The organism is Leptospira licerasiae serovar Varillal str. VAR 010 (assembly GCF_000244755.1).
In the GTDB taxonomy this organism is placed as follows: domain Bacteria; phylum Spirochaetota; class Leptospiria; order Leptospirales; family Leptospiraceae; genus Leptospira_B; species Leptospira_B licerasiae.
In genome coordinates, this window is record NZ_AHOO02000013.1 from 513,723 (window position 1) to 539,680 (window position 25,958).

Annotated in this window: 24 protein-coding genes; 11 read left to right on the forward strand and 13 right to left on the reverse strand. The window is 41.4% G+C overall.

Going from position 1 to position 25,958, the window contains the following annotated elements; all coding sequences use genetic code 11:
- Window positions 1-5 precede the first annotated feature (5 nt).
- Entirely contained in the window at window positions 6-1,040 is a 1,035-nt protein-coding gene (locus LEP1GSC185_RS18290; protein ID WP_008592570.1) for a DUF1574 domain-containing protein, read from the forward strand.
- A gap of 175 nt (window positions 1,041-1,215) precedes the next feature.
- Here the strand turns inward: LEP1GSC185_RS18290 and fsa are convergent, their stop codons facing one another.
- The 5 genes from fsa to purN form a co-directional block, all read right to left on the reverse strand.
- A complete protein-coding gene (fsa, locus tag LEP1GSC185_RS18295) occupies window positions 1,216-1,860 on the reverse strand; it encodes a fructose-6-phosphate aldolase (RefSeq protein ID WP_008592908.1) in 645 nt (214 codons plus the stop codon).
- A 71-nt stretch (window positions 1,861-1,931) separates the two neighbouring features.
- Window positions 1,932-2,642, reverse strand: a complete 711-nt coding sequence (locus LEP1GSC185_RS18300) for a hypothetical protein (protein WP_008592960.1) — start codon at window positions 2,640-2,642, stop codon at window positions 1,932-1,934.
- Between the two features lie 35 nt (window positions 2,643-2,677).
- Window positions 2,678-3,310 carry a hypothetical protein gene (locus tag LEP1GSC185_RS18305; protein WP_008592066.1) on the reverse strand — a complete coding sequence of 211 codons (633 nt, stop codon included), beginning with the start codon at window positions 3,308-3,310 and terminating at the stop codon, window positions 2,678-2,680.
- Between the two features lies 1 nt (window position 3,311).
- On the reverse strand, window positions 3,312-4,853 hold the full coding sequence (gene purH / locus LEP1GSC185_RS18310; RefSeq protein ID WP_008592430.1) for a bifunctional phosphoribosylaminoimidazolecarboxamide formyltransferase/IMP cyclohydrolase: 1,542 nt from the start codon (window positions 4,851-4,853) through the stop codon (window positions 3,312-3,314).
- Between the two features lies 1 nt (window position 4,854).
- Window positions 4,855-5,481 (reverse strand): phosphoribosylglycinamide formyltransferase, encoded by a 627-nt coding sequence (purN, locus tag LEP1GSC185_RS18315; protein WP_008592347.1) that lies wholly within the window; start codon window positions 5,479-5,481, stop codon window positions 4,855-4,857.
- 86 nt (window positions 5,482-5,567) lie between these two features.
- Here purN and fliS point away from each other — a divergent pair, with 86 nt between their 5' ends.
- Genes fliS through LEP1GSC185_RS18330 form a run of 3 tightly spaced genes read left to right on the forward strand, consistent with a single transcriptional unit; the run spans window position 5,568 to window position 6,924 of the window.
- Window positions 5,568-6,020, forward strand: coding sequence for a flagellar export chaperone FliS (fliS, locus tag LEP1GSC185_RS18320; protein ID WP_008597271.1), 453 nt, complete (start codon window positions 5,568-5,570; stop codon window positions 6,018-6,020).
- Between the two features lie 8 nt (window positions 6,021-6,028).
- Complete coding sequence (locus LEP1GSC185_RS18325) at window positions 6,029-6,463, forward strand: hypothetical protein (RefSeq protein ID WP_008592596.1); 435 nt, start codon at window positions 6,029-6,031, stop codon at window positions 6,461-6,463.
- Complete coding sequence (locus LEP1GSC185_RS18330; RefSeq protein WP_008592924.1) at window positions 6,442-6,924, forward strand: molecular chaperone DnaJ; 483 nt, start codon at window positions 6,442-6,444, stop codon at window positions 6,922-6,924. Before LEP1GSC185_RS18325 ends, LEP1GSC185_RS18330 begins: the two co-directional genes overlap by 22 nt.
- Here the strand turns inward: LEP1GSC185_RS18330 and LEP1GSC185_RS18335 are convergent.
- From LEP1GSC185_RS18335 to LEP1GSC185_RS18345, 3 genes are read right to left on the reverse strand one after another with little or no spacing between them, the layout of a single operon-like run.
- Complete coding sequence (locus LEP1GSC185_RS18335; RefSeq protein ID WP_008592083.1) at window positions 6,921-7,436, reverse strand: LIC11661 family lipoprotein; 516 nt, start codon at window positions 7,434-7,436, stop codon at window positions 6,921-6,923. The two genes, LEP1GSC185_RS18330 and LEP1GSC185_RS18335, sit on opposite strands and share 4 nt — an antisense overlap.
- Window positions 7,437-7,988, reverse strand: coding sequence for an HNH endonuclease (locus tag LEP1GSC185_RS18340; protein ID WP_008592506.1), 552 nt, complete (start codon window positions 7,986-7,988; stop codon window positions 7,437-7,439).
- Window positions 7,989-8,035: 47 nt separating this feature from the next.
- Window positions 8,036-8,665 (reverse strand): DedA family protein, encoded by a 630-nt coding sequence (locus LEP1GSC185_RS18345; protein WP_008592424.1) that lies wholly within the window; start codon window positions 8,663-8,665, stop codon window positions 8,036-8,038.
- 120 nt (window positions 8,666-8,785) lie between these two features.
- Here LEP1GSC185_RS18345 and LEP1GSC185_RS18350 point away from each other — a divergent pair, with 120 nt between their 5' ends.
- Window positions 8,786-9,934 carry a deoxyguanosinetriphosphate triphosphohydrolase gene (locus LEP1GSC185_RS18350; RefSeq protein WP_008592423.1) on the forward strand — a complete coding sequence of 383 codons (1,149 nt, stop codon included), beginning with the start codon at window positions 8,786-8,788 and terminating at the stop codon, window positions 9,932-9,934.
- Between the two features lie 75 nt (window positions 9,935-10,009).
- On the opposite strand, the gene LEP1GSC185_RS18355 is transcribed toward LEP1GSC185_RS18350, so the two are convergent.
- Both LEP1GSC185_RS18355 and LEP1GSC185_RS18360 read right to left on the reverse strand, forming a co-directional pair.
- A complete protein-coding gene (locus LEP1GSC185_RS18355; protein ID WP_008592362.1) occupies window positions 10,010-11,122 on the reverse strand; it encodes a cysteine desulfurase family protein in 1,113 nt (370 codons plus the stop codon).
- Complete coding sequence (locus tag LEP1GSC185_RS18360; protein ID WP_008592238.1) at window positions 11,109-12,557, reverse strand: YfgM family protein; 1,449 nt, start codon at window positions 12,555-12,557, stop codon at window positions 11,109-11,111. Before LEP1GSC185_RS18360 ends, LEP1GSC185_RS18355 begins: the two co-directional genes overlap by 14 nt.
- 115 nt (window positions 12,558-12,672) lie before the next feature.
- Between LEP1GSC185_RS18360 and LEP1GSC185_RS18365 the strand changes: the two genes are divergently transcribed.
- Genes LEP1GSC185_RS18365 through LEP1GSC185_RS18375 form a run of 3 tightly spaced genes read left to right on the forward strand, consistent with a single transcriptional unit; the run spans window position 12,673 to window position 16,296 of the window.
- Complete coding sequence (locus LEP1GSC185_RS18365; protein ID WP_008592082.1) at window positions 12,673-14,688, forward strand: tetratricopeptide repeat protein; 2,016 nt, start codon at window positions 12,673-12,675, stop codon at window positions 14,686-14,688.
- 16 nt (window positions 14,689-14,704) lie between these two features.
- Complete coding sequence (locus tag LEP1GSC185_RS18370) at window positions 14,705-15,514, forward strand: hypothetical protein (RefSeq protein ID WP_008592979.1); 810 nt, start codon at window positions 14,705-14,707, stop codon at window positions 15,512-15,514.
- 17 nt (window positions 15,515-15,531) lie between these two features.
- Window positions 15,532-16,296, forward strand: a complete 765-nt coding sequence (locus LEP1GSC185_RS18375) for an enoyl-CoA hydratase/isomerase family protein (protein ID WP_008592889.1) — start codon at window positions 15,532-15,534, stop codon at window positions 16,294-16,296.
- A gap of 54 nt (window positions 16,297-16,350) precedes the next feature.
- Here the strand turns inward: LEP1GSC185_RS18375 and LEP1GSC185_RS18380 are convergent, their stop codons facing one another.
- On the reverse strand, window positions 16,351-18,045 hold the full coding sequence (locus tag LEP1GSC185_RS18380; RefSeq protein WP_008592898.1) for an FAD-binding oxidoreductase: 1,695 nt from the start codon (window positions 18,043-18,045) through the stop codon (window positions 16,351-16,353).
- 133 nt (window positions 18,046-18,178) lie between these two features.
- Window positions 18,179-20,188 (reverse strand): SpoIIE family protein phosphatase, encoded by a 2,010-nt coding sequence (locus LEP1GSC185_RS18385; protein ID WP_008592974.1) that lies wholly within the window; start codon window positions 20,186-20,188, stop codon window positions 18,179-18,181.
- Window positions 20,189-20,345: 157 nt separating this feature from the next.
- On the opposite strand from LEP1GSC185_RS18385, the gene LEP1GSC185_RS18390 reads away from it, so the two are divergent.
- The 3 genes from LEP1GSC185_RS18390 to LEP1GSC185_RS18400 all read left to right on the forward strand — a co-directional run bounded on the left by LEP1GSC185_RS18390 (window position 20,346) and on the right by LEP1GSC185_RS18400 (window position 25,128).
- Window positions 20,346-21,980 carry a glycerol-3-phosphate dehydrogenase/oxidase gene (locus tag LEP1GSC185_RS18390; protein ID WP_008592582.1) on the forward strand — a complete coding sequence of 545 codons (1,635 nt, stop codon included), beginning with the start codon at window positions 20,346-20,348 and terminating at the stop codon, window positions 21,978-21,980.
- Window positions 21,981-22,021: 41 nt separating this feature from the next.
- Complete coding sequence (locus LEP1GSC185_RS18395) at window positions 22,022-23,134, forward strand: AraC family transcriptional regulator (RefSeq protein ID WP_008592746.1); 1,113 nt, start codon at window positions 22,022-22,024, stop codon at window positions 23,132-23,134.
- Between the two features lie 80 nt (window positions 23,135-23,214).
- Entirely contained in the window at window positions 23,215-25,128 is a 1,914-nt protein-coding gene (locus LEP1GSC185_RS18400) for an AMP-dependent synthetase/ligase (RefSeq protein WP_008593032.1), read from the forward strand.
- A 233-nt stretch (window positions 25,129-25,361) separates the two neighbouring features.
- Here LEP1GSC185_RS18400 and LEP1GSC185_RS18405 read toward each other — a convergent pair whose 3' ends face one another.
- Entirely contained in the window at window positions 25,362-25,940 is a 579-nt protein-coding gene (locus LEP1GSC185_RS18405) for a TetR/AcrR family transcriptional regulator (RefSeq protein ID WP_008592165.1), read from the reverse strand.
- Window positions 25,941-25,958: the final 18 nt, after the last annotated feature.

The window sequence follows — 25,958 nt, forward strand, 5'->3', positions numbered from 1 at the left end:
ATATCATGAAAAAGAAATATATATATCTTCCTTTACTCTTTCTGATCGTTCTGTTCTTCGCGGATAAGGTTTTCCTTATGGACTTCTTTCAAACTTCCTTTTACCAGGAAGGAAATCCGGTCTATTACGCGCAAAGAAGACATTTATTCGAAAAGCTTCAAAAAGACGAATCACTCAAAAATAAAAATTTGCTTTTGGCGTTCGGAGATTCCAGGGCGTATCCTTATTCTATCAAAACACTGCCTGGGACATTTGAAAAGGATTGGACAGTCTATAATTTTTCTGGCCCTCAAGCGGTCCCTGCTTACGGTTTTTATTGGTTTCGTAAAATTATAGAGGCAGGGATTAAGCCAAAAGCGGTCTTTTATGTAATCAGCCCGGAAGGTTTCGACGATTCTAAGGGCTTATTCTACGAACCTTTTTTAAGATTGGGCGCGGACCAAGAATTTAAGAATACATATTGGGATCAGTTTTCCTTCTCCGATAAATTGGAAGTTTGGAAGGAAAGATTTTTTAGCATTCGAAAGATCAAACCAGGTTTTAAACTTTTCTGGTCCAGGTTGGCTGGCGGAAAGCTGAAACTGTATAGAGCGGACCAAAATCATGAAAATCTGATCCTGGAACTTGGGAATGGGGAACAACTTGCGTATGCGAGTGCCAGCAATAATCCTAAAAAACTGGAAAAGGATGCGCTTCGTCTCAAAAGTATTTATCTTTCCGGATTCACTATAGGTGAGACAGAATTTTTCTTTGTGGAAGAATTCTTAAAACTCGCGGAGAAGGAAGGGATCAAAACTTATTTGATCTGGCCGAAAGTTTATCCGGGATATAGGGAAGGTTACTACGAACTGGGACTCGAAAAATCCTGGTGGCCTAGGATTCGAGAACTCGCATTTAAATACGGTGCGTCCTCAGCGGATATGAATACTCTTAGTTCCTGCGATCTATATTACGACGGTTCTCACCAGAGTGTATTTTGTATTTCAGAACAATCTGAAATTCTAATGAACGATTTTACTGGAAAGAAGAAACTTCCCTAATTATAGTTTCGCACAGTGCGCACGGAGAATAGAAGAGCCTCTGAGTTTATTTTCACACAGAGTCACAGAGCCGCAAAGGATTAGATACAGCAATGTAGGAACTCCAACATTGCAATACTGATGAAAACCCTCTGCGCTTTCGCTTCTCTGCGTGAGAAAAAATATCAGTAGTGGATTACCACTTTAACTTCTTAGCGTCTTCTAAGAATTTTTCCAAACCGATATCGGTTAATGGATGTTTAAACAACTGTTGGTAAGCGGAAATCGGCATAGTAGCACAATCAGCTCCACGAAGAGCGGATTCTTTCAAATGGATCGGTCCTCTGATGGATGCAGCTAAAATCTTAGTTTCATAACCGTAGTTATCATAAATCTCTCTGATCTCGGAAATCAGTTCCATTCCGTCCCAAGAAGTATCATCCACACGACCGATAAAAGGAGAAATATAAGTTGCTCCTGCTTTTGCGGCAAGAAGTGCCTGAGGAGCGGAAAAACAAAGAGTTACGTTTGTAGGAATTCCTTTCTCAGTCAGCTTCACTACTGTCTTTAAACCTTCCGGAATTAGAGGAACTTTGATGACCACATTCGGAGCGATCTTTACTAATTCGTCCGCTTCCTTGAGCATATCTTCGTGTTTGGTTGCGATTACTTCTGCGCTAACCGGACCAGGTACGATCGCGCAAATCTCTTTGATCACTTCTTTAAAATTGCGGCCGGACTTAGCGATGAGAGACGGGTTTGTAGTAACTCCGTCCAAAAGACCGTAGGACGCGATCTCTTTGATCTCGTCCACATTGGCTGTATCTAGATATAATTCCACGTAAAATGCTCCGAAAGATTTTGAATCTCTCTGGATAGTGGCGGTCTTAAGCGCCCTCGGTCAAGGATTTCTTACGGGATCAGATCTCTTAAAGTTTTGATTTCTTCTGCAGAGAAGAACTCTTTATATTCTTTTTCGATCTGAGATTTTACCTTAGAGCTGAAATAATCCACTCTTCTGGTAAAAGGTTGTTTTTTATACGCTTCCTTCCATTGGACAATGAATCCGCCTGCAGGAGGGGCTTGTCTCTCGTCTGTCAATTCCCAGATAACAGCCCCACCGATCTTCTTATCATCCAGGGTCTCTTTTTTAGGTTTTCCGTATTTATTTTCCAGTTTGGACTGAACGTCTTTGCCTGGAAGATAACGAAAGGACACTCCGACTGAGAATAATTTACCCGGCTCCAAATGTTCGTCTTCTTCCGGAGAAGTTTCTTTTTCAGGACGAGGTTGGTTCTTGTCTTTAGGGCGGGAATCAAGGATCAATTTAGGAGTGGAATAAAAACGGTATAGATAGAAGATCCCATTTCGTCTTACAAGTAGAGACTTCTCCTTATCTTCATGAACTACTTCTATTTTTTCATCACTCTGAGGATTTGCTGCTAAGGATAAAAACTTGTCTCTGACTTGGGCATAAGAAGCTTCCCAGGAGACTTCTGCAAATCCGTCTAAGGTGGGTTTGGAGCCGTTATTTCTGGAATTATCTCCCGGAAACTGAGAAAATACGGAACTCCAAGGAAGGAGTAGGGAGAATAAGAACAGGAAGATGGATTGCCCTTTCATACTTCTTAAACTATCGGCAGAAAACCGAACAAGAATTAGGAATCTTCCCCCAAATCGTCTGCATCTTCTTCCTCTCTGTCCACACGAATTCCCCCGAATTTCACCTTTCCGTTCCATCTTAAGATGAGAAGGACCATCAGGATCAGAACGTTTGGAAGAACGAATAGAAAGGAAATTTCATGGTACAGGCCGTAAACCGCCAGATTCGAGGCGATCACTGAGATAAAGATCCCCGAAAGTAGGGAAATCTCTTGGTTGAGAAGCCTTGCCAAAAAAGAACCGCCGTTTCGAGAGATCCTAGCCGCTCTTAAAATTTCGGAAGAGATAAAAGAGTAGAATGCGAGCACAAGCACTGGCATCAGAAAAGAAAGAAAGAAATAATTTCCAAAAGAATCCGTATAATGAGGAGAGCCAATGAGCCCTCCGGTCAGTGTCCAGACATACGCAAAAAATGCGGAAAGTCCGAATGCGAGAAGCCCGTGTTGTAGACTTCCCGCAGATTCAAAAATAGAAACGATCTTAGAAGGAATGATTCTCGCCCAATCAGTCAGCTCCTGTTTTTCGAAAGTATCTTTTCCGCTTAAATAAATGAGTCGGAAATAATAATCTCCCAAGGAAACGACCACTAACGTGATCACTAAATAGATCAGGTAGAGAAAAAATTCCATCTTAATGCCTAAAATGCCTCATGCCGGTGAACACCATGATCAATCCATGCTCGTCGGCAGCCTTGATCACTTCTTCGTCCCGGATAGAACCTCCGGGTTGGATGATTGCTTTTGCGCCTACTTTTGCGATCGCATCTATTCCATCTCTGAATGGAAAGAATGCATCACTTGCAACATAAGAACCCACAACAGAAAGCCCTACGTTTAAAGCCTTGGTCGCACCTAATTGGACCGAATCCACTCGGGACATTTGTCCTGCACCGATCCCTAAGGTTGCATTCTCTTCCGTATAAACGATCGCGTTTGACTTGATAAATTTTACCGTAGACCAAGCAAACATCAGACCTCTGATATCTTCCTCAGTAGGCTGTTTTTTAGAAACGATCTTCAGATCTTTTTCTGTAATGGTCGCATAGTCTCTGTCTTGCAGAAGTATCCCATGATGGATCGGTCTCAAATCCATTTCATCCAATGCTTCTTGGAAATCTGCGATCTCAATCAAACGAACATTCGGTTTTTTGGAGAAATATTCCAAAGCAGCGGGTTCGAACTTCTGAGCGATCACACCTTCTACGAAAGTTTCGCCGATCAAAACTGCGAGTTCGCCGGTGACCGTACCCTTGATCCCGATGATCCCCCCGAATGCAGAAATAGGGTCCGTTCTTTTGGCTAAACGAAAAGCTTCTAATGTATCGTCCGCATACGCAATCCCGCAAGGATTCAAGTGTTTGATGATACAAACGGTATTATCTGGAAGAAGTGCTGAAATATGGAATGCAGCATCAAAATCCAACATATTATTAAAAGATAATTCTTTTCCTTGTAGAGGAGAAAATTCGCTCTTAGTAAACAAAGGCTCGTAGAATGCCGCTCCTTGGTGAGGGTTCTCTCCATATCTGAGTTTTTGTTTTTTGGTGAAGGAAAGATTTAGGATGTCTGGGAACTTCTCCCCGGCAAGTTTATTGAACCAAGAAGAGATCGCAGTATCGTACATTGCAGTATGAGAGAACGCTTTTCTCATAAGAAGGAAAGAAGTGTCCGCGTCCACGGAACCGTCGTTTACCTTCATGGATTCTTCCACCGTTTTATAATCGTTCGGGTCAGTGACCACAACAGTGTGTCTGTAGTTTTTACTTGCAGAACGGATCATAGAAGGTCCGCCGATATCGATATTTTCGATTGCTTCGTCCAGATGGACTCCTGGTTTAGAAACAGTCTGAACGAAAGGATATAAATTCACAACTACCAGATCGATTTTAGGAATTTTTAATTCTTCCATCTTCTGTCTATGTTCCGGTTTGGAGGTCACGCCTAAAAGTCCTCCGTGGACTTTAGGGTGGAGAGTTTTTACTCTTCCGTCCAAAATTTCCGGAAATCCAGTATAATCGTCTATTGCGATCGCTTTGATTCCGTTTTCTGTAAGTATTTTGAGAGTTCCGCCGGTGGAAATGATTTCCACTCCTTTAGATTCAAGGTACTTAGCAAATCCGATAAGTCCTGTTTTGTCGCTAACTGAAATGAGGGCACGAGTGATTTTGATCATGCTAGAGGATTGAGACCTTCCTGTCTTTGATTACGAGCCGATCTTCGCAGAAGTGTTTAACCGCGAGGGGCAGGATTTTATGTTCCTCTTTGAGAATGGCAAGAGTCAATTCTCTTTCGGTCATTCCTTCCTCGATTTTAACAACTCCCTGCAAAATGATCGGACCGGAATCCACACCCTCGTCCACAAAATGGGCGGTGCAACCCGCGAACTTGACTCCGTAATCGAATGCCTGTTTTTGTGCGTGGAGACCTGCAAATGCTGGAAGAAGAGAAGGATGTATATTGATGATCCTGTTGCGAAAGACCCGGATGATCTCCGGTTTTAGAATTCTCATATATCCGCAGGCCACGATCAGATCAGGAGAGATTTCTTCCAAGGTGCGAAGAAGGTCCAGATGATATTCTTCCTTTTTGGAATAAGACTTCCAATCTAGGATCCTGGCCGGGACATTATGACCGGCTGCAATCTGGATAGAGGGCGCCTCAGGGTTGTCTGTGATTAAAATTGCTGGATTTGCCGGGATTTTTCCCTTTTGGATCCCTGAAAGGACAGCTTCTAGGTTGCTCCCCCGCCCGGAGGCCAAAAAGACAAGCTTTTTTCTGGGTTTGGGAAACAGGCTTGCCAAGAATTTTCGCATCCGATACGCTAAGAATTACCAGTCCACGTTAAGGCGGTCCGGAATTTTGTCGAAAAGTATTTCAGGAGAGACACATGTCACTTGCTAGAAAATCGACGGCGTCCGTCGAACAGTATAAATCCAACGAAATTTCTACTGTGAGTCAGGGCCGGCTTATCGTGATGTTATATGAAGGAGCAATTCGCTTCCTGAACGTTGCCATCGAGAATAATACACCCCGCAAGTACGACGTGGTGAACAATAATATCCTAAAAGCCCAAGAGATCGTGACTGAGCTGATGCTTGCCCTGAACATGGAAAACGGGGGAGAGGTCGCAAACAATCTACTCGGAATTTATGTTTATATTAAAAAGCGCTTACTCGAAGCTAACATGAAGAAGGACAGCGAGATCCTTTCCGAAATCATCAAATATCTGGAAGATCTAAAACTTGCTTGGGAAGAAATTGAGAAGAAGGAAAAAGCTTCTTCCGTAGTCCCTATGCCTTCCGCCGGTTCCAGAGGAACTGGGCTCTCTCTCCAAGGTTAAAATTAAAAATGGCGGGCAGGGTTTCTAAAAATCAAAATTCTATGGAAGAAAAACTTTCCTCTTATTATGAGGAGAAAATTTCTTTTTTAGACAAACTGATCGAACTCCAAAAACGCCAGTTGCAAATTTTAGGCTTCGGGGATGGAGAGGCGGCTGCCAAACTTGAAATCCAAAATTCTGATCTAGTCGAAAAGATGAAACGATTGGACCGCAAGATAGAACAATTAGAAGAATCTTCTCCCCAAACTCTGGAAATTATTCGACTCTCCGATATGATCTTTCAAAAATTGGAGGAGTCCAGGGATTTGAATTCCCAAGTAGGGGAAAAGATGGAGATCATTCTGCAGGAATATCGCAAAGAGTTGAATATGGTTCAATCCAAGATCCAACTCAAAAAATTCCTAGCTCATAGGAAATTGGGTTGGAAGACGGGGACCTGCTGAGCCGTGCCCTGGACTTTTACGGACTCCCCAAAAAATTCGACGCAAACTTAGTCCGGAGTAGATTCCGGGAACTCTCTCGTAAGTATCATCCTGATTCCGGAGAATATGAGACGGATATTCTATTTAAGGAATTGGTCCAACTAAGGGACGTTTTACTTTCTTCTCTCCAGAATGCATCTTTAGTAATTTTAGAAAATTCTAAGGAAGATCCAGAAGGATTCCAATTTTATAAACTAGCTAAACAGAAAGCTGCCCAAGCGATCGAAAAATATTTTCAGTTCACCGATGGAAATCCGGTCTACTTAAAGAAGGAAGACAATCCTGCACTACTACGTTTAAGAGAAGAATTGGAAACCGCTAAGAAGGAATTAGAAGAGTTTTTGGAAAAATTTCCCAAAAGTATCTGGAAAGAAGATACGGAAACTACTCTTAAAAAGATAAGCGTTTGGTTTAAAGATTAAGGAACCTGCAACGTATTCGAAGGCATAGAGAATACGTAAATATCCTTTGTTCCGCTGTTCAGATCCAAAGAGATCACGGAAGATCTAAGAGTTACGTAATCGCCTGAATTTAAAGTAGCCACAATTTTACAGACTCTGTTTGTATTTTCTCCGGCGCCAGGGACCGCAAGTGGGCCGGCAGTCGGATTTACTTCGATAGAATATTCTTTTGGTTGGTTCGGGAGCATATTCAAGGGAAGTTCACATGCTTTTCCGGAAGAAAAATCGGCAGGATTCCTAGATGCGTCCGCAGTACTTCCCGTATACAAAGTATAACCGCTAAAAAATGCTTCCGGATTTCCTGCTCTCAATCTGAGTTCGTACACTCCTGTGCCGATCAAAGTGATACCTACCAAAGTAGGTGGAGTGGTTACAACCCGATTCGTGGAGTAATTATAACAAGATAATAAGGAAAAGATGAGTAGTGAAATAGAGAAGAATGTACGCATTCTTCCTGATAAAAAAAGATTCATTTAGCTGTGTATATAGTCCGCCCAGCCGAATTTTTCGACCAATTGGGTGGATACTGAAAATTGTGGAAAACGTCTCTTGTTTGTCGACCGATTTTCAGGGATCTCCCACTTGAGTTCTTGCAGAAGTTTGTTTCCTTTTTTGGTGTTACAATCCCTGCAAGCAGTGACCAGATTTTCCCAGGTATGGTAGTCCTTTGGCTTTTTTTCTCGAGGGATCTCTTCCCACCTGCTTTTAGGGATCACATGATCCAAGGTGAGTTTGGAGGAAGGTAGTTTGCGTCTACAATACACACACTCATGATCGTCTCTTAAGAATATATTTTCTCTAGAGAGTTTATGCTTACGTTTAGGAACTTTGTAATAGTCTGTTAGTAGAATGATCCTAGGAGTGGAAAGTTTAAGTTTCTCGGATCTGATAAAGTGGCTTTTTTCGTCTTTAATGAGTTCTGCTTTTCGGAGAATGAGAAGGATTACGGCGTCTTTAACGGTTCGGATCGCAACCGGGACATAGGTCGCGTTCAGCACCAACACAGGTTGGGTTAGAACATCCATATCTAACCAAACTGTATAGATTCATAAAATTATGTCGAGTAAAAGTATTATTTCTCGGAACGTTTCTTTTTGACCGTGAAATATAGAACTAGGCCTAATACAAAAATTCCTAATAATACAAAGACCGTAATTTGCCCTTGGTGGACCAATCTGCCTAGCTGGTCCAAGTTTTTTGCACCATAATGTCCTAGGTAAACCCAGATCGGAACGGAAATGGCTGCTGCGAACATATCCAAGAATAAAAATCTAAAGAAGGAAATACGATCTGAAGTCCCTGCTGTTAGATAAATAGGCATCCTAAGTCCAGGCATGAACCTTGCCATGAATACGACCCAGTTACCGTACTTAGAAAACTTTTCTTGCACTTTGGAAAATCTTTCCGGAGTCAAAAACTTTGCGATAAAAGGAATTTGTAATACCTTCTCTCCGAAAACTCTTCCCAATAAAAATACGGAGCCGTCTCCTACAAGAACTCCCGCCATTCCCACGCCGAACATTACATGTTCATTTGCATATCCTAAACCGGCTAAAACTCCGCCGGAAACCAAGGATATATCTTCCGGGATCGGAAGACCGAAACCGCAGAGAATCAGAGTGGAGAAAACTGCTAGGTAAGAGAACTCATTCCCAAAGCGGGAAAAAAAATTGACTAAATCCGGGATATTGACTAGATCCATGAATGTTTTTGTTTACCGAGTAGAATTCCACCAGTGAAACTTATCCAGAGCAAATTGGAATCGAAAAACTAGATTTGTTTGGCTTGCTTTCGCCCTTTTTAGATACCAAATTGGTTCTAGGTGCAAAAAGACAGAAATCAAATCATCCAAGCTGAAAATTCTCTCTTATCCGGCTATGCAGTTTTACAGGATGAGACCGGCGGAAGAGAATACAAAGAAGAAGAACACCCGTACCGCATTCCTTTCCAGAGAGATAGAGATAGGGTAGTTCATTCTAGCGCATTCAAAAGATTACAATATAAGACTCAGGTTTTCGTTTATTCGGTAGGGGAAAATTATCGTAATCGACTCACTCATACTTTGGAAGTCGCAGGGATCTCTAGAACGATCGCTTCCGCACTGGGGCTCAACTCACTTCTTGCGGAAACGATCGCACTCGCTCACGATCTGGGGCATACACCTTTCGGACATGCCGGCCAAGACATGCTTTCCGATCTGATGGGAGAGTTCGGCGGGTTTGAACATAATAAACAATCGGTCAGGATCGTTACAATTTTAGAAACACGTTATCCGGAATTTCCAGGACTCAATCTTTCCAAAGAAACTTTAAAAGGTATGATGAAACATGGTGCTGAATATAGCGGCTCCAATTTAGGAAAGGAAAGAAAGAACGAAGGTCCAAGTTTAGAATCCCAATGTGCGGACGTAGCGGATGAGATAGCGTATACAAGTCATGATATAGATGACGGCTTGGAAATGGGGTATCTAAAGGCGGAAGATCTGGACTCACTTTCTCTCTGGGGTGAGACTTCCAAAATGGTAAGGGAGAAGTTCCCAAAACTGGACGGTAAAGTTTTTGTAAGGACTGTGATCCGAGAATTGACCAATAGTATGGTCTCTAATATGATCGGAACAATAGAATCCAGGATCTCCGAATGGAAAATTTCGGATCGAAACGATCTAAATCGTATCTACCAAGAAGGAAAAAGGATCGCAACCTATGAACCTTCATATGGAGAGAAGGTCAGAGAACTAAAATCTTATCTTTACAAAACTCTTTACAGACATCCTTCCGTGGTAGTTACGAGCGATAGAGGGAGAGACATGATAGAAACATTATTCTTTCATTTCAGAAAACAGCCTGATTCTATTCCGGAAACCTATAGAAGAAGAATCGAAAAAGAAGGACTGGAAAGATGTGTATGCGACTACGTGGCGGGAATGACTGACAGATACGCAGAAGAGATGGCATCCAGTATCGGAAAATAAACTCTTATTGCGCGGGCTTGCCTGAAAAACGTGACTATCATTTGCGACATGGATCTGTATTTCCGGAATAGGTCGTTATTTAATAGAAAGAATTGTTTCTTCCAAAGCTAGCAAAAGAGAATCAACTTCCTCTTTCGTTGTATATAGGCCTGTGGAAATTCGGATCGCTCTAAGCGCTTCGTCGTTAGAATATCCCATTGCGAGTAAAGAAGGCGCTGCTTCTCTGGACCTGGATTTACAAGATGAACCTGTTGAAACTGCAAATCCTTTCTCTTCCATTCCCATCATAAAAAAGTCCAGATCGTCCAAAGGAAGTAGAGCGAACGTTGTGGAAAAAAGTCTAGGTGAATTTTCTGCCACGATCTCTGCACCCAAACTTTTGAGTTTGGATTCTATCTTATTTCTATAATATTCCAGCCTTTTGTTCTTATTCTCCATTTCCGCAAACTGGATTTTAGCTGCTTCTGCCAAGGCAATAATAGAAGGAGAATTTTCAGTTCCGGCTCTGTGTCCATTCTCTTGATTTCCTCCTTGGAATACTCCTCCTTCCGGTAGATGTTTCGGGTCGAACCATAAGACGGAAGAACCGAGCCCGCCGCCGATTTTATGACCGGAGAATGTGAATCCGTTCAGAACGGAAAAAGGCACTGGGATTTTGGAGAATGATTGGATTAGATCGGAATAAAATGGCATTCCGTATTTCTCGGAAATTTCGGCTAATTCTTGGATTGGTTGGATCACACCTGTTTCGTTACCTGCGTGTAATACGAATACAGGGCCGGGCTCATTTTTGAGATTAGATTCTAATTCGGAAGGGGAAACAAGCCCGGATCTATCTGTATTCAAAACTTTATAAGGAATTCCTAAACTTCTAAAAGAAGAATACATGGCAGCATGTTCGAAAGGAGAAAGATAGGCGATAGTTTTGATAAATTGTTTTGCAAAGTAAACGAGAGAATAATCGGCTTCCGTACCGGAAGATACGAATACAAACCCTTTCGGATCTTTCCCTGTGAGTTTTGCTAAAACTTTTCGAGCCTCTTCGATTTTGCCCTGTCTGGCTAAAGAAAATCGTGTAGGTCCGGAAGGATTAAAAAAATCATCCTCATATTCTTCTAAGATCTTATTTAATAAACCTGGGATAGGAGGATGGGTCGCATTATAATCGAAGTATTTAATTCTTTTCATCGAAAATATCGTCTGCTTCTTCGTATCTTCCTTTTCGACGAAGTGTGTACTGCAATAGTTTCTTTTTATCTTCGATCAGGTCTTCGTAACCCGATTTATCATTTCGATAATTCGGATCTACGGTGTAAACTTCGGTATCCAAAGCATCCAATTCTTTAAGAGCCTGATCAAAATTTGATTCGTGCAATAAACATCTGACTCTCATAAGTTTTGCCTGGAATCTTACGCCTAAATCGGTTGCAGAAGACAGATAAACAGATTCGAACATTTCCTTCGCTTTTTTCCTATAATTGGAATCTCTGTCTCCCAATTTATAGAACAATTGGGCATTTCGATTCAGATTGGAATAGAATAGTTTTGACCCTTCCACATCCGAAGTTTCGCAAGGAATAGCAGCGATTGCGCTTGCTCCCCAGTATTTTGCCTCTGCTGGTATTGTCCTTTTGGAACAGGAAAAATATAAAACTCTGGTGAATAAAGAAACAGATTCTTCCGGAGAAAGGGAAGGATGTGACTCGTCCGTCCTAAGTCTGAGCAATTCTAAGGTTTTTAAAAGAAGAGTTTTATACTTATTTGCGGTTAATGTAGTAGTATCCGGATAATCTTCGGAAAATACGATAGGAGAAGACTGCGATTCAGTGATCTTTTTCCAGATACGGATCTCTTTTGGAAGATCTTCCGTTATATTTTCCTCTTCTTGCTTATTACAACTAAAACTGAAAAAATTCAGGATACGTTTCCACCAGGGAATGGACGGAGGTTTGGCTTCTTTCAATTTTTCGAATACTAGTTCTTCTATCCTTTGGATCGCTTGGAAATGTGCAAGTATCGCCTCTTCCGGGCGGCAAGACGCGAAGGAAGAAATTCTGATCTTCTCCAAAAGACTTTTGCCGGCGATCTCAGGTTTATCTTTTCCGAGGGAAGCTTGGGCAGAAGGAGAATTATAACCGTCAAATGGATTGAAGTTTAAAGCTCTTTTATAATAATCTAATGCTTCTAAAGGGATCTGGTAGAATTCTTGCCAGTACTCGAATGGATCTACCGGTCTTTCTCCCGTGGAAAATTTAGTTTCGCTTGGGTTGGAAAGTCTTTCAATGGTCCAGCCCTGGTGTTTTGCCTCCATCCAGCTTGGGATCCTGAAAATATCGCCGGTACCTTCTTTTCCTATTCTGTAGGCGCGTACACAAGCTTTGGACAACTGGTCCGTCCTGAGATAATGTTCGATCTGCCTGTATTCCACTTTTTCGGATAATAGATCGTCCCCCTTGGACTGCAATTTTGCGGAGAGGGAAGGATTTAAAACGGGAGGTTCCAACCAAAGTGCAAAGGAACGTAAAATTTGGAATCTCCTGGGATAGATATAGATCGCTGCCAGGGTCCAAATCAACAAAAGTGTTAAGAATAACTTCTTCTTTTCTTTGAGAATGCTGAACAATTTCTTTCCTTAAGTTCCGGAAAATTCGTTAGACGAATAGAGTCCCTCGCTTGAGAGTAGAGAGAGTGAAGATTTCGCTTTTTTCGATTCCAAACCCTATACAAGTCCGGGGATTATGAAACACGCAAGCATTATTCCGATCCTTCTGGTATCCGTTCTGGATCTAGGTACCTTATTTGCTTCTCCTCAAAATACTAACTCCGTTTTTGTATGTAGGGACACAGATTCTTCCGGAAGGGCGAGAGCTGTATGGCCGGCCTATTATTATTCTCTAGGTTTAGAGAGTATGAATAAGGCCAGAAATTCCGAGGGAAGAGAAAGAACGGAAGAAATTATAGAAGCGGTCCGAAATTTCCAGGACTATATTCGTTGCTCCGAATCTGTAGGAGTTCCTGTCTCTGCGGTGTTTCGTTGGAATAAGGCATTGGCTCATTATTACTTAGGCCAATGGAAAGACGCGGTTTCCGAACTGGATCTGGCGGAAAAAACGGACCCGAATTTTAGAGAATCCTATATTCTAAAAGGGACGATCCTTTTGAACAGCGGGGAATACGAAAAGGCCGCTACTTATTTAGAATCTCATTTGAGTAAATTTTCGGAAGATCCGGATTTTTACTATTTATTGAGCTCTGCCGAGCTTGCTTTAAAGAATGATGCAAAGTCGGTTTTGTATTTAAGTTCTCTTAGAGATTTGATCAAACAAAAAGATTCGAATCCTAAATATCCTGAATTCGTATATTTATCTTTAGGAAAAACGTATTTTGCTTTGGGCCAGAATACAAAGGCTCTCTTTTATATTTCCGGTTATCTGGAGATGAGACCCGAAAACTGGGAGGTCCGATTTCTTCTCGCAAAAATTTTAGACCAGCTGGGAAAGTTTTCTCAGGCCAAAAAACAATTACAAAGGATCTTACAAGAGATCCAAGGAAATTCTTCCGTTGAGTTGATGCTTGGAGAAATGTACTTTATAGAAAGTAGATCCATGGCCGCAGGTTATTTCGAGGACTTAAAAAAGAAAGGTAAGTTGAATAAGGATGGAGTCCTATTCGGGCTTTATTCCGTTCTGAATTCCAAATATGGCGATGCGAGGCGTATCCTTTTTCCTTTAAAGGAAAGATTTCCTAAAAGATTATCCATTAGACTTGGGGTTTTGGAAATCCAAAAAAGAGATCCAAATATTAATAAAAAAGAATATATCAGGGAATTGGTAGAAGTAGCATCGATTGCACTCCAATCCCAATTATCCACACTTGCAGAAACTTTACTTCTGGAATCCATTAAGATCACGGAAGAAGAAAAGCTGGATCCAAGAATTCTCGCGGAACAATACGATTTTTTAGCGGGAGTATACGAACAATCAGGTTCCGTATTTAGATCCATCGTCTCGGTCCGTAAGGCGATCCAATATACTTCTTCTCCGGAAGATTCGAAAAAATACGAATTACATCTGGCATTTTTACTCAGAGGAAATCCTCCGGGTAAAATACAAGAATCGGAAGAGATCATCCAAAATATTCTCAAGAACGATCCTAACAATCATTACGCGTACTATCTTTTGGGGATCGTGTTATTCCAATCCGAAAAATTGGAAGCAAGTAGGAGCGCATTCGAACAAGCAATCCGGTTGGAACCGAAATCTTCCGTATATCATTTTTACAGGGCTTCTACTTTGGAAAAACTCGGAAGGATACCTGAGATGGAAGCTGACCTTCGTAAGTCCATGGAATTAGATCCGGAAAATCCGATCGCTTATAACTACTTAGGATATCACTATTCCGAAAAAGGGATCCGTTTAGACGAGGCATTGGATCTCATCCGAAAAGCAGTGGAACTAGCTCCTGATAACGAGGCTTACCAGGATAGTTTGGGCTGGATCTATTATAAAAAGGGAAGAGTGGATGAGGCTTTATTACATTTGAATCTTGCCTTTCAGATTCTGCAGGATAAAAACGAATTTGATCCTACGATCTGTGAACATTTAGGAGATGTTCATCATGAAAGAAGAGAATTTGCGGACGCTAGACGATTCTGGGAAAAATCGGAAACTCTTTTTCAAAAGAAGGAAGACAAAGTACGAATTCGAGAAAAATTGGAGAGGTTAAGAACGAATCCGGTCTCGAATAAATCTTAGACCGGGAGGACATGTTTTGAATACAAACCATTTCGCTCGAATTTCCGTATTCGGATCATTATTTTGTTTTATTCTATTTTTCCAATCCTGTGTAACTACGGATATCGAAGAGGTTACATTTCGTCAGAAAGGAAAAATCAAATTTTGGAGTGCCAGATCGAAAGAAGGTTCCAAATATTTAGAAGGACTTCGTAAATTAGAAGAATCGAATACTTCTTATTCCGGAGAATTCGATATTCGTATCCAGAATTTTTTCCCCAAAAAAGACGTATTCTCTTTGGCCGGAAAGATCTTTTACGATAAGCCGACCGGCAAAATGCAAATAGAACTTACGGATAAACTCTTCGGGATCAGCGTCTCTAAGGTGTATAGCGATGGACAGTCCATTCGGATCAAAGCAGTGTCCGTAGATAAGATCCATGAACAAGCTATGGACGATATCGTGCTATCGGATCCCAGTACAGGAAAACAAACAGTCGTACCTTTTCCTGTGATCTATTATCTTCTTTCCAATCGAAATGCGGAATTGTTCAAACCGCAATGGACGCTTGTTCAGCCGAATGATGGAATTGTTCTCGTCAGAAAACCGGGAGAAGAATGGACTTACTACACCGCAGAAAACGGAATTCGTTCCGTGGAATGGGACTCCAGCGGTAAGAACGTAAAGGCAGTTACTAGCGTCCAGGGAGAAGTTGAATTTCCCCCTAAGACCACGATTACCCGTATCGTTTCCAGGACGGATGGAGCCGACCAGAATCGTATCGAGATCAAAATGAAGAAAATATCCCGTACTGACAAATTGAACCATATAGTGTTCGGATTTTAATATTAAGGAAAGTGAATATGTTGGACGTAGAAAAAAACGGTCATATTTTAGAACTTTATATCAAAACAAACGAGACCAATTCTTTAGGAAGGGAATTTTTTCGCAAATTTAGGGAAGTGTTGGAACAAGCGGAAAGCGACAGAACCGTGAAATCGATACTTCTATCCGGAAGAAACGACAAGTTTTTTTCCAACGGATTCGATCCTGAGATCTTTGTAGGCAAAAACCTAGAAGAAATTAAGGAAGTTCTGAGAGAAGCGCTCGGAGCCTGCGGAAGAGTTTTATTTTCTCCCAAGCCTGTGGTTTGTGCAATGAACGGGCACTCTATGGGAGTGGGAGCGGTTATTGCTATATTCTCCGACTACAGAATTTTAGTGGAGAAAAAAGGAAGATTAGGTTTTCCTGAATCGTTAATCGGCATTAATTTTCCATCCACTGCGGGAACCGTTCTAAAAGATCTAGTCGGAATGAAGACCGCTCGAGATCTTTTATATAGCGGAAGAGGACTAAAAGCGGACGAGGCGGTTCAAGTCGGACTAGTCGAAGAATCAGCTACTCCCGAAGAAGTCATTCCGAAAGCCAGAAAATGGTGTTCTCAATTCCAGGATATGGCAATGGAGTCCGTGATAGGAGTGAAAATCGCTCTTAGAGATTCTCAACGTCTACTTGCGGATACTTTAGAAAAGAGAGATGTGGAACTTCTCGCTCAAGCGATCGCTAGTTCTAATGGGCAGGAAGGAATGAAATCTATCCTAGAAAGAAGACGCCCCGTCTTTACCTGATACAAAAAGCCCGGGAACTCTCCCAGGCTTGTACTGCAAGATTTCCAGACTATTTTAAGAATGGAATACTTTTCCAGGATTCAAAATTTCTTTTTGATCCAGTACTTTCTTAAGTCCGTTCAAAGCTTCTATTCCTGGTTTGCCTAAACTGGATTCGTACCATTTTTTGTGATCTAAACCTACTCCATGGTGGTGACTGATCGGAGCTTTGAATGAAGTGAAGGTATCAGAAACGGATCTTTTCATCTTAAACCATTGATCTTCCGGTTTTTTTGCGTCCATCGGGAATAAGATAGTATAATACAAACAAGCTCCCTCATGATAGCTATGAGATAAATGGCACATTGCGATCGAACCTGGGATGGAAGTTTGTAAGGACTCAATTCCTGCCTGATGTAGGTCTTCCAACTTATCGTACGTGCTGGAAGTTTCCATCGTATCCACTCCCATTCCATACTGCATTACGTGGTTTCTGAGGAATGGCATATTATATCTGCTGTGGATCCAGTTCTGTCCTAACTTTTCACCGGCGAAGACGGCTCCGCCTTTTTTCCAAAGTTTTTTGAGGCTATTGAAAGAATGATCAACTTCTTGTCTAGATCCATCCAGGCCGACCAAGACCACACATTTATTCTCACCGATCCCGGTGAACTTAAGGTAGGAATTCTGTAGGAATTTTTTGAATTTTCGGATTGGTGTATTCTTCTTTCCTAATTCTCCCAGATATTCGTAAAGTCTGGTTTCGTTCGCATCCGAAAGTCTCATCATGGAAGTTTTGATCTCTTCTTGGTTGGCTTTTCGAATAAAATTGATGGAAGAGAGCAGATCGGAAAATACGAGTCCGAAATATTTTCTAGTTTCCGGGATCTTGTGTATCTTTACTGTAACTTCCGAAATAATTCCCAGAAGTCCTTCGCTACCTGCAATGATCTGATTCCAATCCGGGCCTATAGAAGTAGCAGGTGCTCTTAAAGTTTCTACAGTTCCGCTCGGGCTGATCAGTTTCGCAGAGATCAGTATCTCTTCTATTTTTCCATATCTGTTGGATTGTTGTCCCGCACTTCTTGCGGCGACCCATCCGCCCAAAGTGGAATATTCGAAGGACTGAGGGAAATGTCCCAAAGTGTATCCTTTTAAATTGAGTCCATATTCCAGTTTAGGTCCGTAGATCCCTGCTTGGAAGGTTGCTGTCATGCTGATCGGATCGAAAGATACTAGCTCTTTCATTTCGGTCATGTCCAAGGATAGAACCGCCTTTTGTCCTTTTCCTTTTACGACTTCTAAGCCGCCTACTACGGAAGATCCTCCTCCGAATGGGATGATAGTGATCTTGTTTTTGGAACAATATTCTAAAATTTTAATGATTTCGGAATCTTTTTTAGGATAAACCACTCCGTCTACGAATGATTTGAGAGTGTTAAAGTGAAGTCGAACAACGTCGTAGTAACTTCTACCGGCAGAATGAAAGATCCTTTCGTATCTATCCGTTTTAAGATTATTTTTCCCTACGATCGCACTTAGGTTCTTGATATCGTTAGGACTTAATTTGCTATTCGTTAGCCTGATCTCGTCCAAGGAAACTGCAGGAGTTTCGCGGATAGAGTCTAACTTGAACTCTCTTTGGAGAAGTTTGAGTATTTCAGGCATCTGCGCCTTTCTACCAAAGTCTTGATCGTTTGCACCCCAGGCGTTCCATCTAAGATTCGATCTGGAATAGTCGATTTTGGGATTGAGCTCGTGGTAGAACATTTTAGTCTTATCTCCGATTAATTAAAAACGTTTCCAATAAATACGAATCTTTCCAGAGGGCAAGGTAAAAAGGACATTCCAATCAGATCAAATATCAGATGTAGGAGTTCCAACGACCTAATTTTGTAAAGCCCTACAGACGTTTTTTTAACTCTGCGATCTTTGGATCATCCGGCGAAAGAACGGATGCCTCATCCAGTAACTTTTTTGCTCGGAAAGAATTGCCTAATAACCTATAGATATCCGATAGGTTGATCAAGTTTTTTAAATGATTCGGGAAACGTACTCTTAACTTCTCGCCAAGTTCCGCTGCGGATTTTAAGTATTCGGCGTCTTTTCTCTGCGTATAAGCCTTCTTCCAAAGAATAGAAGAGTAGAATAAAAGCTCCGTTTCAGAAGGATTCCAGGAAATGGACTTCTCCGCCCATTCCGCCGCTTTTTTAAATTCGGATATTTTATCGTACCATTTGGATAGAAGTTTGGCGACCTGAGGGAAATAACGTTCTCCCACTGCACCCGATTTTTTAAGTCCCTCTTCCAAGATACGTATTGCGTCCTTTGTATTTCCTTTTTGGAAGGTCGCCTCAGCTTCCATAATGGATCTTTTATCTTCCATGTACGGGTTTCTGGAAGGATTATAAGAAATAGATAATATACTTAGATCGTCGGAAAGTTTTCCTCTGCTAATTAGCGACCGGCGGATCGTTTTTAATTCTCCGCCACTTTCTTCGACGGATGCCAAGAAGATCGTTTCGTCCTCGTTCATGACTCTCTTGCCTGAAAAGTCCTCTTCTAATACAAGATCGTCTCTTCCATCAGATCCGCAGAAAATTGTGTCTCCGGGAAGCATACGGAATGTTTGGACTTGGATCTTGGAGCCGAATATTTCAGAGATCCCTAATTTACGAATATTAGATTCCGCTCCAAGGAACATTGCCTTTCCGTCCCTATAAAGTACCGGCCAAGGATGTTCCGCATTGATATAATACATTGCGCCAGTTGAGTGTTCTACTATTCCTAGAACGGCCGAGATCAACATGAATCCGTCGAATGTCTCGAATACGTTTTGTAGATCTATGAACGCTTCTTTGAGCCAGCGTTCCGGAGATTTAGATTGGACTTCCGGAGAGAGCCTTGTACGACTAATGATAGAATTGAATACGGAACCTAGTACCAATGCACCGCCCGCGCCTTGGATGGATTTACCCATCGCATCCCCGTTAATAAAGGCAGTATAATCTCTGTCTTGGATCTTTACTATATAGGCGCTTAAGAAGTCCCCGCCCAATTCATAATCCTTTTCTTTGAAGGAGAATTTTTTGTACTGATCTAACAGGAATTCCACTTTGACTGCGGAATTTTCGGAATTGTCCAATTTGATCAAAGGAGAAAGAAGTAACGCAGTTAAGAAATAATCCCCATCCTGCTTTTCTTTCAAAGCCTGGATCTGTAACATCTTTTCCGAAATTTCCCGATTACTTTCCTGGATCTTAAATCCGCTTACAAAACTTACGAATCTATATCTTTCTAAGATCACTGAAAAGACTAAGGTGAGAAGAAATGCAATTCCTAGATTCTGCATGGAATATGCGGCTTGAGGAGTGCTTAAGTTCGGGGAATAGATGAGAACCGAACTTAAGAAAGAGATTAGGGATAATATTAAGAATACGAAATATGAATTTTTAGGAAGAGGGATGAATACGATACACATGAGAGCGATCTGAAGTCCGGATACGTAATTCGGATCGTCCGCAATCCTTCCCGTAAAAAAGGAAGTACAAAGGAGTAGGTAGGCGATGAACGTGTACGCCATTTCTAGGCTGTATCTTCGAGTTGGTATCTTAAACAACGTGTCCAAGAGAAGGAGAATCAGACTGAGAATCCCTACTAACGAAAATCCGATGCGAAAATAGAAAAGTTCAGGAAATTCAGGATGTAATTTTTGGTCCGTTCCAAAAGCAAAACCTAACCAAACAAATATCGCAAGCACTGCGCCCGGATACTGAATACTTCTAGTTTGTCTTTTTAGATCTTCAATATATTCTTTTTCATAGACTTGCCTGTCCGGGTCCTTTTTAAAAAAACCTAGAATGGCATCCCATTTGTTTTGAAAACCACCTGCCCGGGAGGAAGTATATGACATCTATTGAATCGAACTCCGTTAGGTTCAGGTCCCTCAAATAAGTGGGAAATAAGAACCGGGTCTAAGCAAAAAATATCATCTGCAGGTTTAGAGTAAAGAACTTGTGTAATTTCTAATGTCTTGACCGACCGAGTTCTCAAATGCAAACTGTGAATCTATGGCCAGAACGAAAGACGCTAAAACTTCTCCTTTTCCGATTTCCTCCCATGTTTTCGATACCTTAGTGATAGGGGGAGGAATTACGGGTGCCACTACTTTGTGGGATTCCACCTTACGCGGGTTAAAGGTGCTCCTGGTGGAAAAAAACGATTTTGCTTCCGGGACAACTCAGGCAACTTCCAAGTTGATCCATGGAGGTTTAAGATATTTAAAAAATGCGGAGTTCGGTTTGGTAAGAGAATCTTTAAGAGAAAGAAGAATACTCGCAAAGATCAGTCCTCACGCACTTAAAACATTAGGCTTTATTATTCCAGTATATTCTAATGCTGAAAAGTTGATCACGAATGTCGGCCTTAGAATGTACGATTATTTTTCGTACGATAGAAACAAGGATATCAGTTCGGATTCCTGGATCCCTAAATTCAGATCTTTATCTCCGGAAGAGGTTGTAATGGAAGCGCCTAGTCTGCCCAGAAAAGGACTCAAAGGCGGATTTTTATATTACGATTATCAGAACACAAATCCGGAAAGGCATACTTGCGAGTTCATTTTCTCTGCTGAAAAAAAAGGAGGAATGGCGCTTAATTATACCGAGTTAGTTGCGATCTCAAGACAAGGAGACGTATACCAAGCAATCTTAAAGGATAAAAGAAGCGGCAAAACTTATCCTATATTTGCAAAAACGGTAGTAAATGCAGCCGGTCCATGGGCGGATTTTATTGAATCTCTAGCTGGCGTCGGAATGGACAAAGTGTTAGTCCGGTCCAAAGGAATTCATATCATAACTAGGGCTTTGACGGTCTCCAAGGCAATTGTTTTGAAAAAAAGGGACAAGACACATATGTTCGTTCTACCTTGGAGAGGCAAAACGATCATTGGGACTACGGACACAGTATTCTCGGACTCGCCGGATAAATTTAAGGTCACCAAATCCGACATACAAGGTCTATTAGAAGAAATTAATGTAGCTTTCGGATATTCCGACCTGACCGAATCGGATGTGGACTTTTTCTATGGAGGAATGAGACCTCTTGTGGAAGATCCCGGTGAAAAATCGGACACATACAATGCTTCCCGTAAAACTGAAATTTTAGACCATAAGGAAAAAGGACTTCCTGGATTCTTCACTGCATTGGGTGGAAAATATACTACCAGTCGACATTTAGCGGAGAAGATCACTGATAAACTATGCGAATATCTGCCGGGAAATTTTCTGCCTTGTGAAACGGAGCAGATCCCGCTTTATTCCGGAGAATTTTCGGACCATTCCTCTTTAGTCAAAGGGTTAACAAAAAAATATCCTAAACTTTCCGGAGAATACCTGGAAACATTAGGCGCTCGGTATGGAAGTTTAGCTTACGAAGTACTCAAATACCAAAAAACAAACGACGGATCGGTAAGTCTGAGCAACGGAGAAAAATTCAGTACAGCCGAAATACGTTATATAGCTTCTGAAGAAAAAATAGAGAAGGGAACGGATTTCTTCTTCCGAAGATCCGGAGTGGGGGTGCCGGGAGCTCCTTCTTCCGAATCGCTTCATACGATTGTTGAGGAATTAGGTAAGACATTAGGTTGGAACTCTGCTCGCAAAAAGTCGGAAACATCGGAGATACTTTCTCGTTATCATTTTTGACTTTTAATCTAGTTTCTATCTGCTATCTCTAAATAGGTTAGATGGATATAGAAACAGGATATTTAGTTTTTGGGGCGGCTTTCGGCTGCATCTGGTCCTTGGGAATCTTACTTTCTCCTGCGTCTTTAGGAGAAAGGACCAGGGCTTCCCTAATCATGTTCTTTTCTTCTCTCTGGTTAGTAGGTGGGGCAACTTTTCTTTCCGGATTAGTCAGAACTTATCCAATTTTATATGGGATCCATATCCCTTTTGCATTGGGGATCGCTCCTCTCCTTTATATCCACTTTCAGATCACTTTACTCGGACTGGAAATTTCTAGAAAAGAGATACTTCTTCATTTTTTCCCCAATCTATTCTGTATAATTTTACTTTTACCGTTTTGGTTAGGTGGGGAAGAATTTAGAATTCGCACATTACAAGAGATCACTCAAGCTCGCAGTTACTCCAGTATACTTGCGTTCTTGCAAATCACTCCTAAGATTTCGATCCTTTCTTATTTTCTACCTTTGCTTTGGATGTACAGAAGTTACTTATTTCGTTCTGAACAAGACGAGAATGAGGAAAGAGCCAGAAGAATGTTCCTAATTTTCATCTGCCTAGTTTGTCTCGTGATCTTTTGGGGATTGACCGGATCCATTTTAAGAAGGATCGAATTCGTAAAAGAAAGTATATTCAGTCTTCCGGTTTTACTGGTGGTGGGGTTTTTACTATCTCAAAGAGAGCCAAATTGGCTAGGTTTTGTAGGAAAAAGTTTAAGAGAAGTCCGTTATAAAAAGTCCAGACTGAAGGGAATGGATGAATCCAAAATTAAGGACCGTTTGGAATCATTGATGAGAAGAGAGAAAGTCTATGCAGACGAAGATCTTACACTTTCTCAACTTGCTGACGAGCTAGGATTAACAAATCACCAGCTTTCTGAATTTTTGAACCAACGTCTATCCATGAAATTTTCGGATTATATCAATTCATGGAGAATAGAAGAAGCAAAAGTTTTGCTATTGGAAGATCCGGATCGTTCCATTTTGGCAATCTCTGAATCAGTCGGATTCAATTCTAAATCCGCATTTAATGAAGCATTTAAGAAATTTGCGGATTCTACGCCTAGCGAATTCAGAAAAACCGCAGTAATGTATAAAGCTTCGTTAAAATTTTAAAATCCGCACGTCCTGAGTTATACGCCAGGACGACAAACTTCCAAGCGGGCTCTATACTTTCCTCCATCCTAGGAGGTGGCATGAAAACTCTTGCCGATTTATATCAATCGTCCAAAAATAAATACGGGGAAAAACCTGCGTTTCTAACTAAAAATTCTTCGGGAGAATTCGACTCTGTTGGATTTTCCGAATTGTACGAGTTAGGACTGCAGCTAGGAACCGCACTTATAGAATTGGAATTTCCTTATAAAGGACATGCTGCCATTCTCGCTGACAACCGTTTGGAGTGGATCATTGCCGATTATGCGATCGTTATGGCGGGAGGGGCGGATGTTCCGAGAGGTACTGATGTCACCGATTCCGATCTGAACCATATTCTTCCCCATAGCGGTGCAACTATCGTCTTTGCGGAAAACGATTCCGTCTTAAAAAAACTCTACCAAAATCAAAGCGCTATCCAAAACGTTCATACAATTATTCTAATAGATAGGAATGCAAAAGGCACAGGAAAAGAACTCAGGTTTTGGGATTTAGTGCAGAGAGGAAAAGAACTGAGGGAAAAAGGGAACCGAGAGATGGAGAATCGAATTTCTCAAATCCAGGAAGAAGATCTTTTTACCCTGATCTACACTGCAGGAACAACCGGTCGTCCTAAAGGAGTTCCTTTAACGCATAAAAATATCATGTCCCAGATCAATCGAATTCCGATCAAACTTGCGGCAGGAGAAAGGATACTTTCCATTCTTCCGGTATGGCATAGTTTTGAGAGAATGTTTGAAATGGTATGTATCTATTTTGGAGCAGGTACGTATTATTCTTCCGTTAGGACACTAAAAGAAGATCTTAAGAAAGTCAAACCCACATTTATGGCATCTGCACCTAGGCTTTGGGAGAGTGTATACCAAGGGATTTACGCGACAGTGGCTAAGTCATCTAGCGTAAAACAAAGTCTATTTCATGCAGCGCTCTTCTTCTCTTCGAATATCGAGTCCGCAAAACGATGGCTTGGATTTAGAGAATTGGATCTGACAGGAAGAAGTGCAATTGTTTCTTTATTCGTAGGGATTTTCAAAGTTTTACAATATATTTTGAATATTATACCGGCGACACTATTGGACCTGATCGTTCTGAAAAAGATCCGTCAGGCTACCGGAGGAAGGTTGAAGGGAACCGTTTCCGGAGGAGGAGCGCTTCCTATCCATGTGGACAAATTTTTTAATGCGATAGGCATCCAAGTTTTGGAAGGATACGGTTTGACTGAAACTTCTCCAGTGATTTCAGTTCGTATCTTAAATGAAGCAGTGATGGGTACTGTAGGTCCTTTGTACAAGGGAACTTCTCTTCGTGTTGTGGATCCAAATACTTCTAAAATTCTTTGGACTACGGAAGAAGGAGGACCTAAAGGATACGCAGTTAAGGGAGAGATCCATGTAAAAGGGGATCAAGTTATGTCCGGATATTATCATGACCCGGAGAATACTCGCAAAGTGATGAACGATGGATGGTTCAATACCGGAGACCTAGGAATGATGACTTACAATGATTGTTTGAAAATTGTAGGCAGAACGAAAGAAACGATCGTTTTACTAGGAGGGGAGAATGTGGAGCCGGTCCCAATAGAGAATATTTTAAGTCAGTCGGAATTCATACTACAATGTATGGTGATAGGTCAGGACCAAAAATATCTTTCCGCATTGATTGTTCCCAATCCGGAATTTTTCCCTGCTTACAAGCCGGGATTAGGTTTCAGTTCTGCGGAAGAAGAGGCAAAATGTGCGGTTAAGATCCAAGGGGTAATCAAAAATTCAATCTCCGCAACGAACGGTTTCAAATCATTCGAAAGGGTAGTGGACTTTAGATTATTGCCTAAACCTTTCGAGACGGGAGATGAGCTCACTGCAAAACTTTCCGTAAAACGTCATGTAGTGACAGATAAATATTCAGAGCTGATCGCTAATATATATTCAGGCAAGAAAGAAGAAGTCCTGAGATAGAATATACCTCTGAATGTTGGAATTCCAACATTTTTGCAACGCTGCCCCCGCCCGAGTTTTGGGTGGAGGGGAGTGGCTCGTGGGAAAGCTCCCGCTCCTATATCATATAATTTAAATTTCGGAAACCAATTTTTCAGACAATGGCGTTGTTGGAATTCCAACAAGCGGGTCTAAATGTCTTCTGTCTTAAAGATCTACTAAAATTCCAACAGGGCTTCTGAAATTTTCAAATTTCAGAAAGTGAAAGTATTTGCGAGAACCACTCCCATAAAATCTTTCACAACTTCTGCTACCTCATCTAATTTGATGGAATCTTGGTCTACGATCCTTTGGCCGACTGTTCCTAAAATAATACTGATCAAAAGTCTGTTCAGATTCGGATTCGTGATCCCTAAATGTTTCGTAATGATGGTCACGTATTCTTTCATCGCTTCTGCGATGAGTTGTTTTTCTTCTTCATGATTTTTTAATCTAGAAACATCACAAATGATATAGAGAAGGTTTTGGAAATAGGTCTCTCTGTCCTTTACCATAGTAAATAGAGCTTCTACTCTTTTTTCGATGGTTTGGTTATCTTCCCCTTTTGAATAGACCTGCAATTCTTCGATGTCTTTATTCAGTACGAACTTTACGAGTTCCTTAAATATATCTTCTTTAGTGGAGAAGTAGTGATAGAGCGTTCCGGTGGAAACATCCAATTCGGTGGCGATTTCTCTCATAGAGACAGCCGAATACCCTCGCCTGGCCAAAATATCCACACATTTAGAGAGAATCTCGGCTTTGTATTTTTCGTGGTTTACGATTTTGGGCATTTCCTTCTGTCCTGAAGA

Coding starts and splice junctions, on each gene's coding strand:
- LEP1GSC185_RS18355 (WP_008592362.1), bottom strand. CDS start 11,122: ATGAAAAGAATTAAATACTTCGATTATAATGCGACCCATCCTCCTATC.
- LEP1GSC185_RS18325 (WP_008592596.1), top strand. CDS start 6,029: ATGGCGGGCAGGGTTTCTAAAAATCAAAATTCTATGGAAGAAAAACTT.
- LEP1GSC185_RS18385 (WP_008592974.1), bottom strand. CDS start 20,188: ATGTCATATACTTCCTCCCGGGCAGGTGGTTTTCAAAACAAATGGGAT.
- LEP1GSC185_RS18375 (WP_008592889.1), top strand. CDS start 15,532: ATGTTGGACGTAGAAAAAAACGGTCATATTTTAGAACTTTATATCAAA.
- LEP1GSC185_RS18380 (WP_008592898.1), bottom strand. CDS start 18,045: ATGTTCTACCACGAGCTCAATCCCAAAATCGACTATTCCAGATCGAAT.
- LEP1GSC185_RS18290 (WP_008592570.1), top strand. CDS start 6: ATGAAAAAGAAATATATATATCTTCCTTTACTCTTTCTGATCGTTCTG.
- LEP1GSC185_RS18335 (WP_008592083.1), bottom strand. CDS start 7,436: ATGAATCTTTTTTTATCAGGAAGAATGCGTACATTCTTCTCTATTTCA.
- LEP1GSC185_RS18400 (WP_008593032.1), top strand. CDS start 23,215: ATGAAAACTCTTGCCGATTTATATCAATCGTCCAAAAATAAATACGGG.
- LEP1GSC185_RS18340 (WP_008592506.1), bottom strand. CDS start 7,988: ATGGATGTTCTAACCCAACCTGTGTTGGTGCTGAACGCGACCTATGTC.
- fliS (WP_008597271.1), top strand. CDS start 5,568: ATGTCACTTGCTAGAAAATCGACGGCGTCCGTCGAACAGTATAAATCC.
- LEP1GSC185_RS18405 (WP_008592165.1), bottom strand. CDS start 25,940: ATGCCCAAAATCGTAAACCACGAAAAATACAAAGCCGAGATTCTCTCT.
- LEP1GSC185_RS18395 (WP_008592746.1), top strand. CDS start 22,022: ATGGATATAGAAACAGGATATTTAGTTTTTGGGGCGGCTTTCGGCTGC.
- LEP1GSC185_RS18305 (WP_008592066.1), bottom strand. CDS start 3,310: ATGGAATTTTTTCTCTACCTGATCTATTTAGTGATCACGTTAGTGGTC.
- LEP1GSC185_RS18345 (WP_008592424.1), bottom strand. CDS start 8,665: ATGGATCTAGTCAATATCCCGGATTTAGTCAATTTTTTTTCCCGCTTT.
- LEP1GSC185_RS18300 (WP_008592960.1), bottom strand. CDS start 2,642: ATGAAAGGGCAATCCATCTTCCTGTTCTTATTCTCCCTACTCCTTCCT.
- purH (WP_008592430.1), bottom strand. CDS start 4,853: ATGATCAAAATCACTCGTGCCCTCATTTCAGTTAGCGACAAAACAGGA.
- LEP1GSC185_RS18390 (WP_008592582.1), top strand. CDS start 20,346: ATGGCCAGAACGAAAGACGCTAAAACTTCTCCTTTTCCGATTTCCTCC.
- LEP1GSC185_RS18365 (WP_008592082.1), top strand. CDS start 12,673: ATGAAACACGCAAGCATTATTCCGATCCTTCTGGTATCCGTTCTGGAT.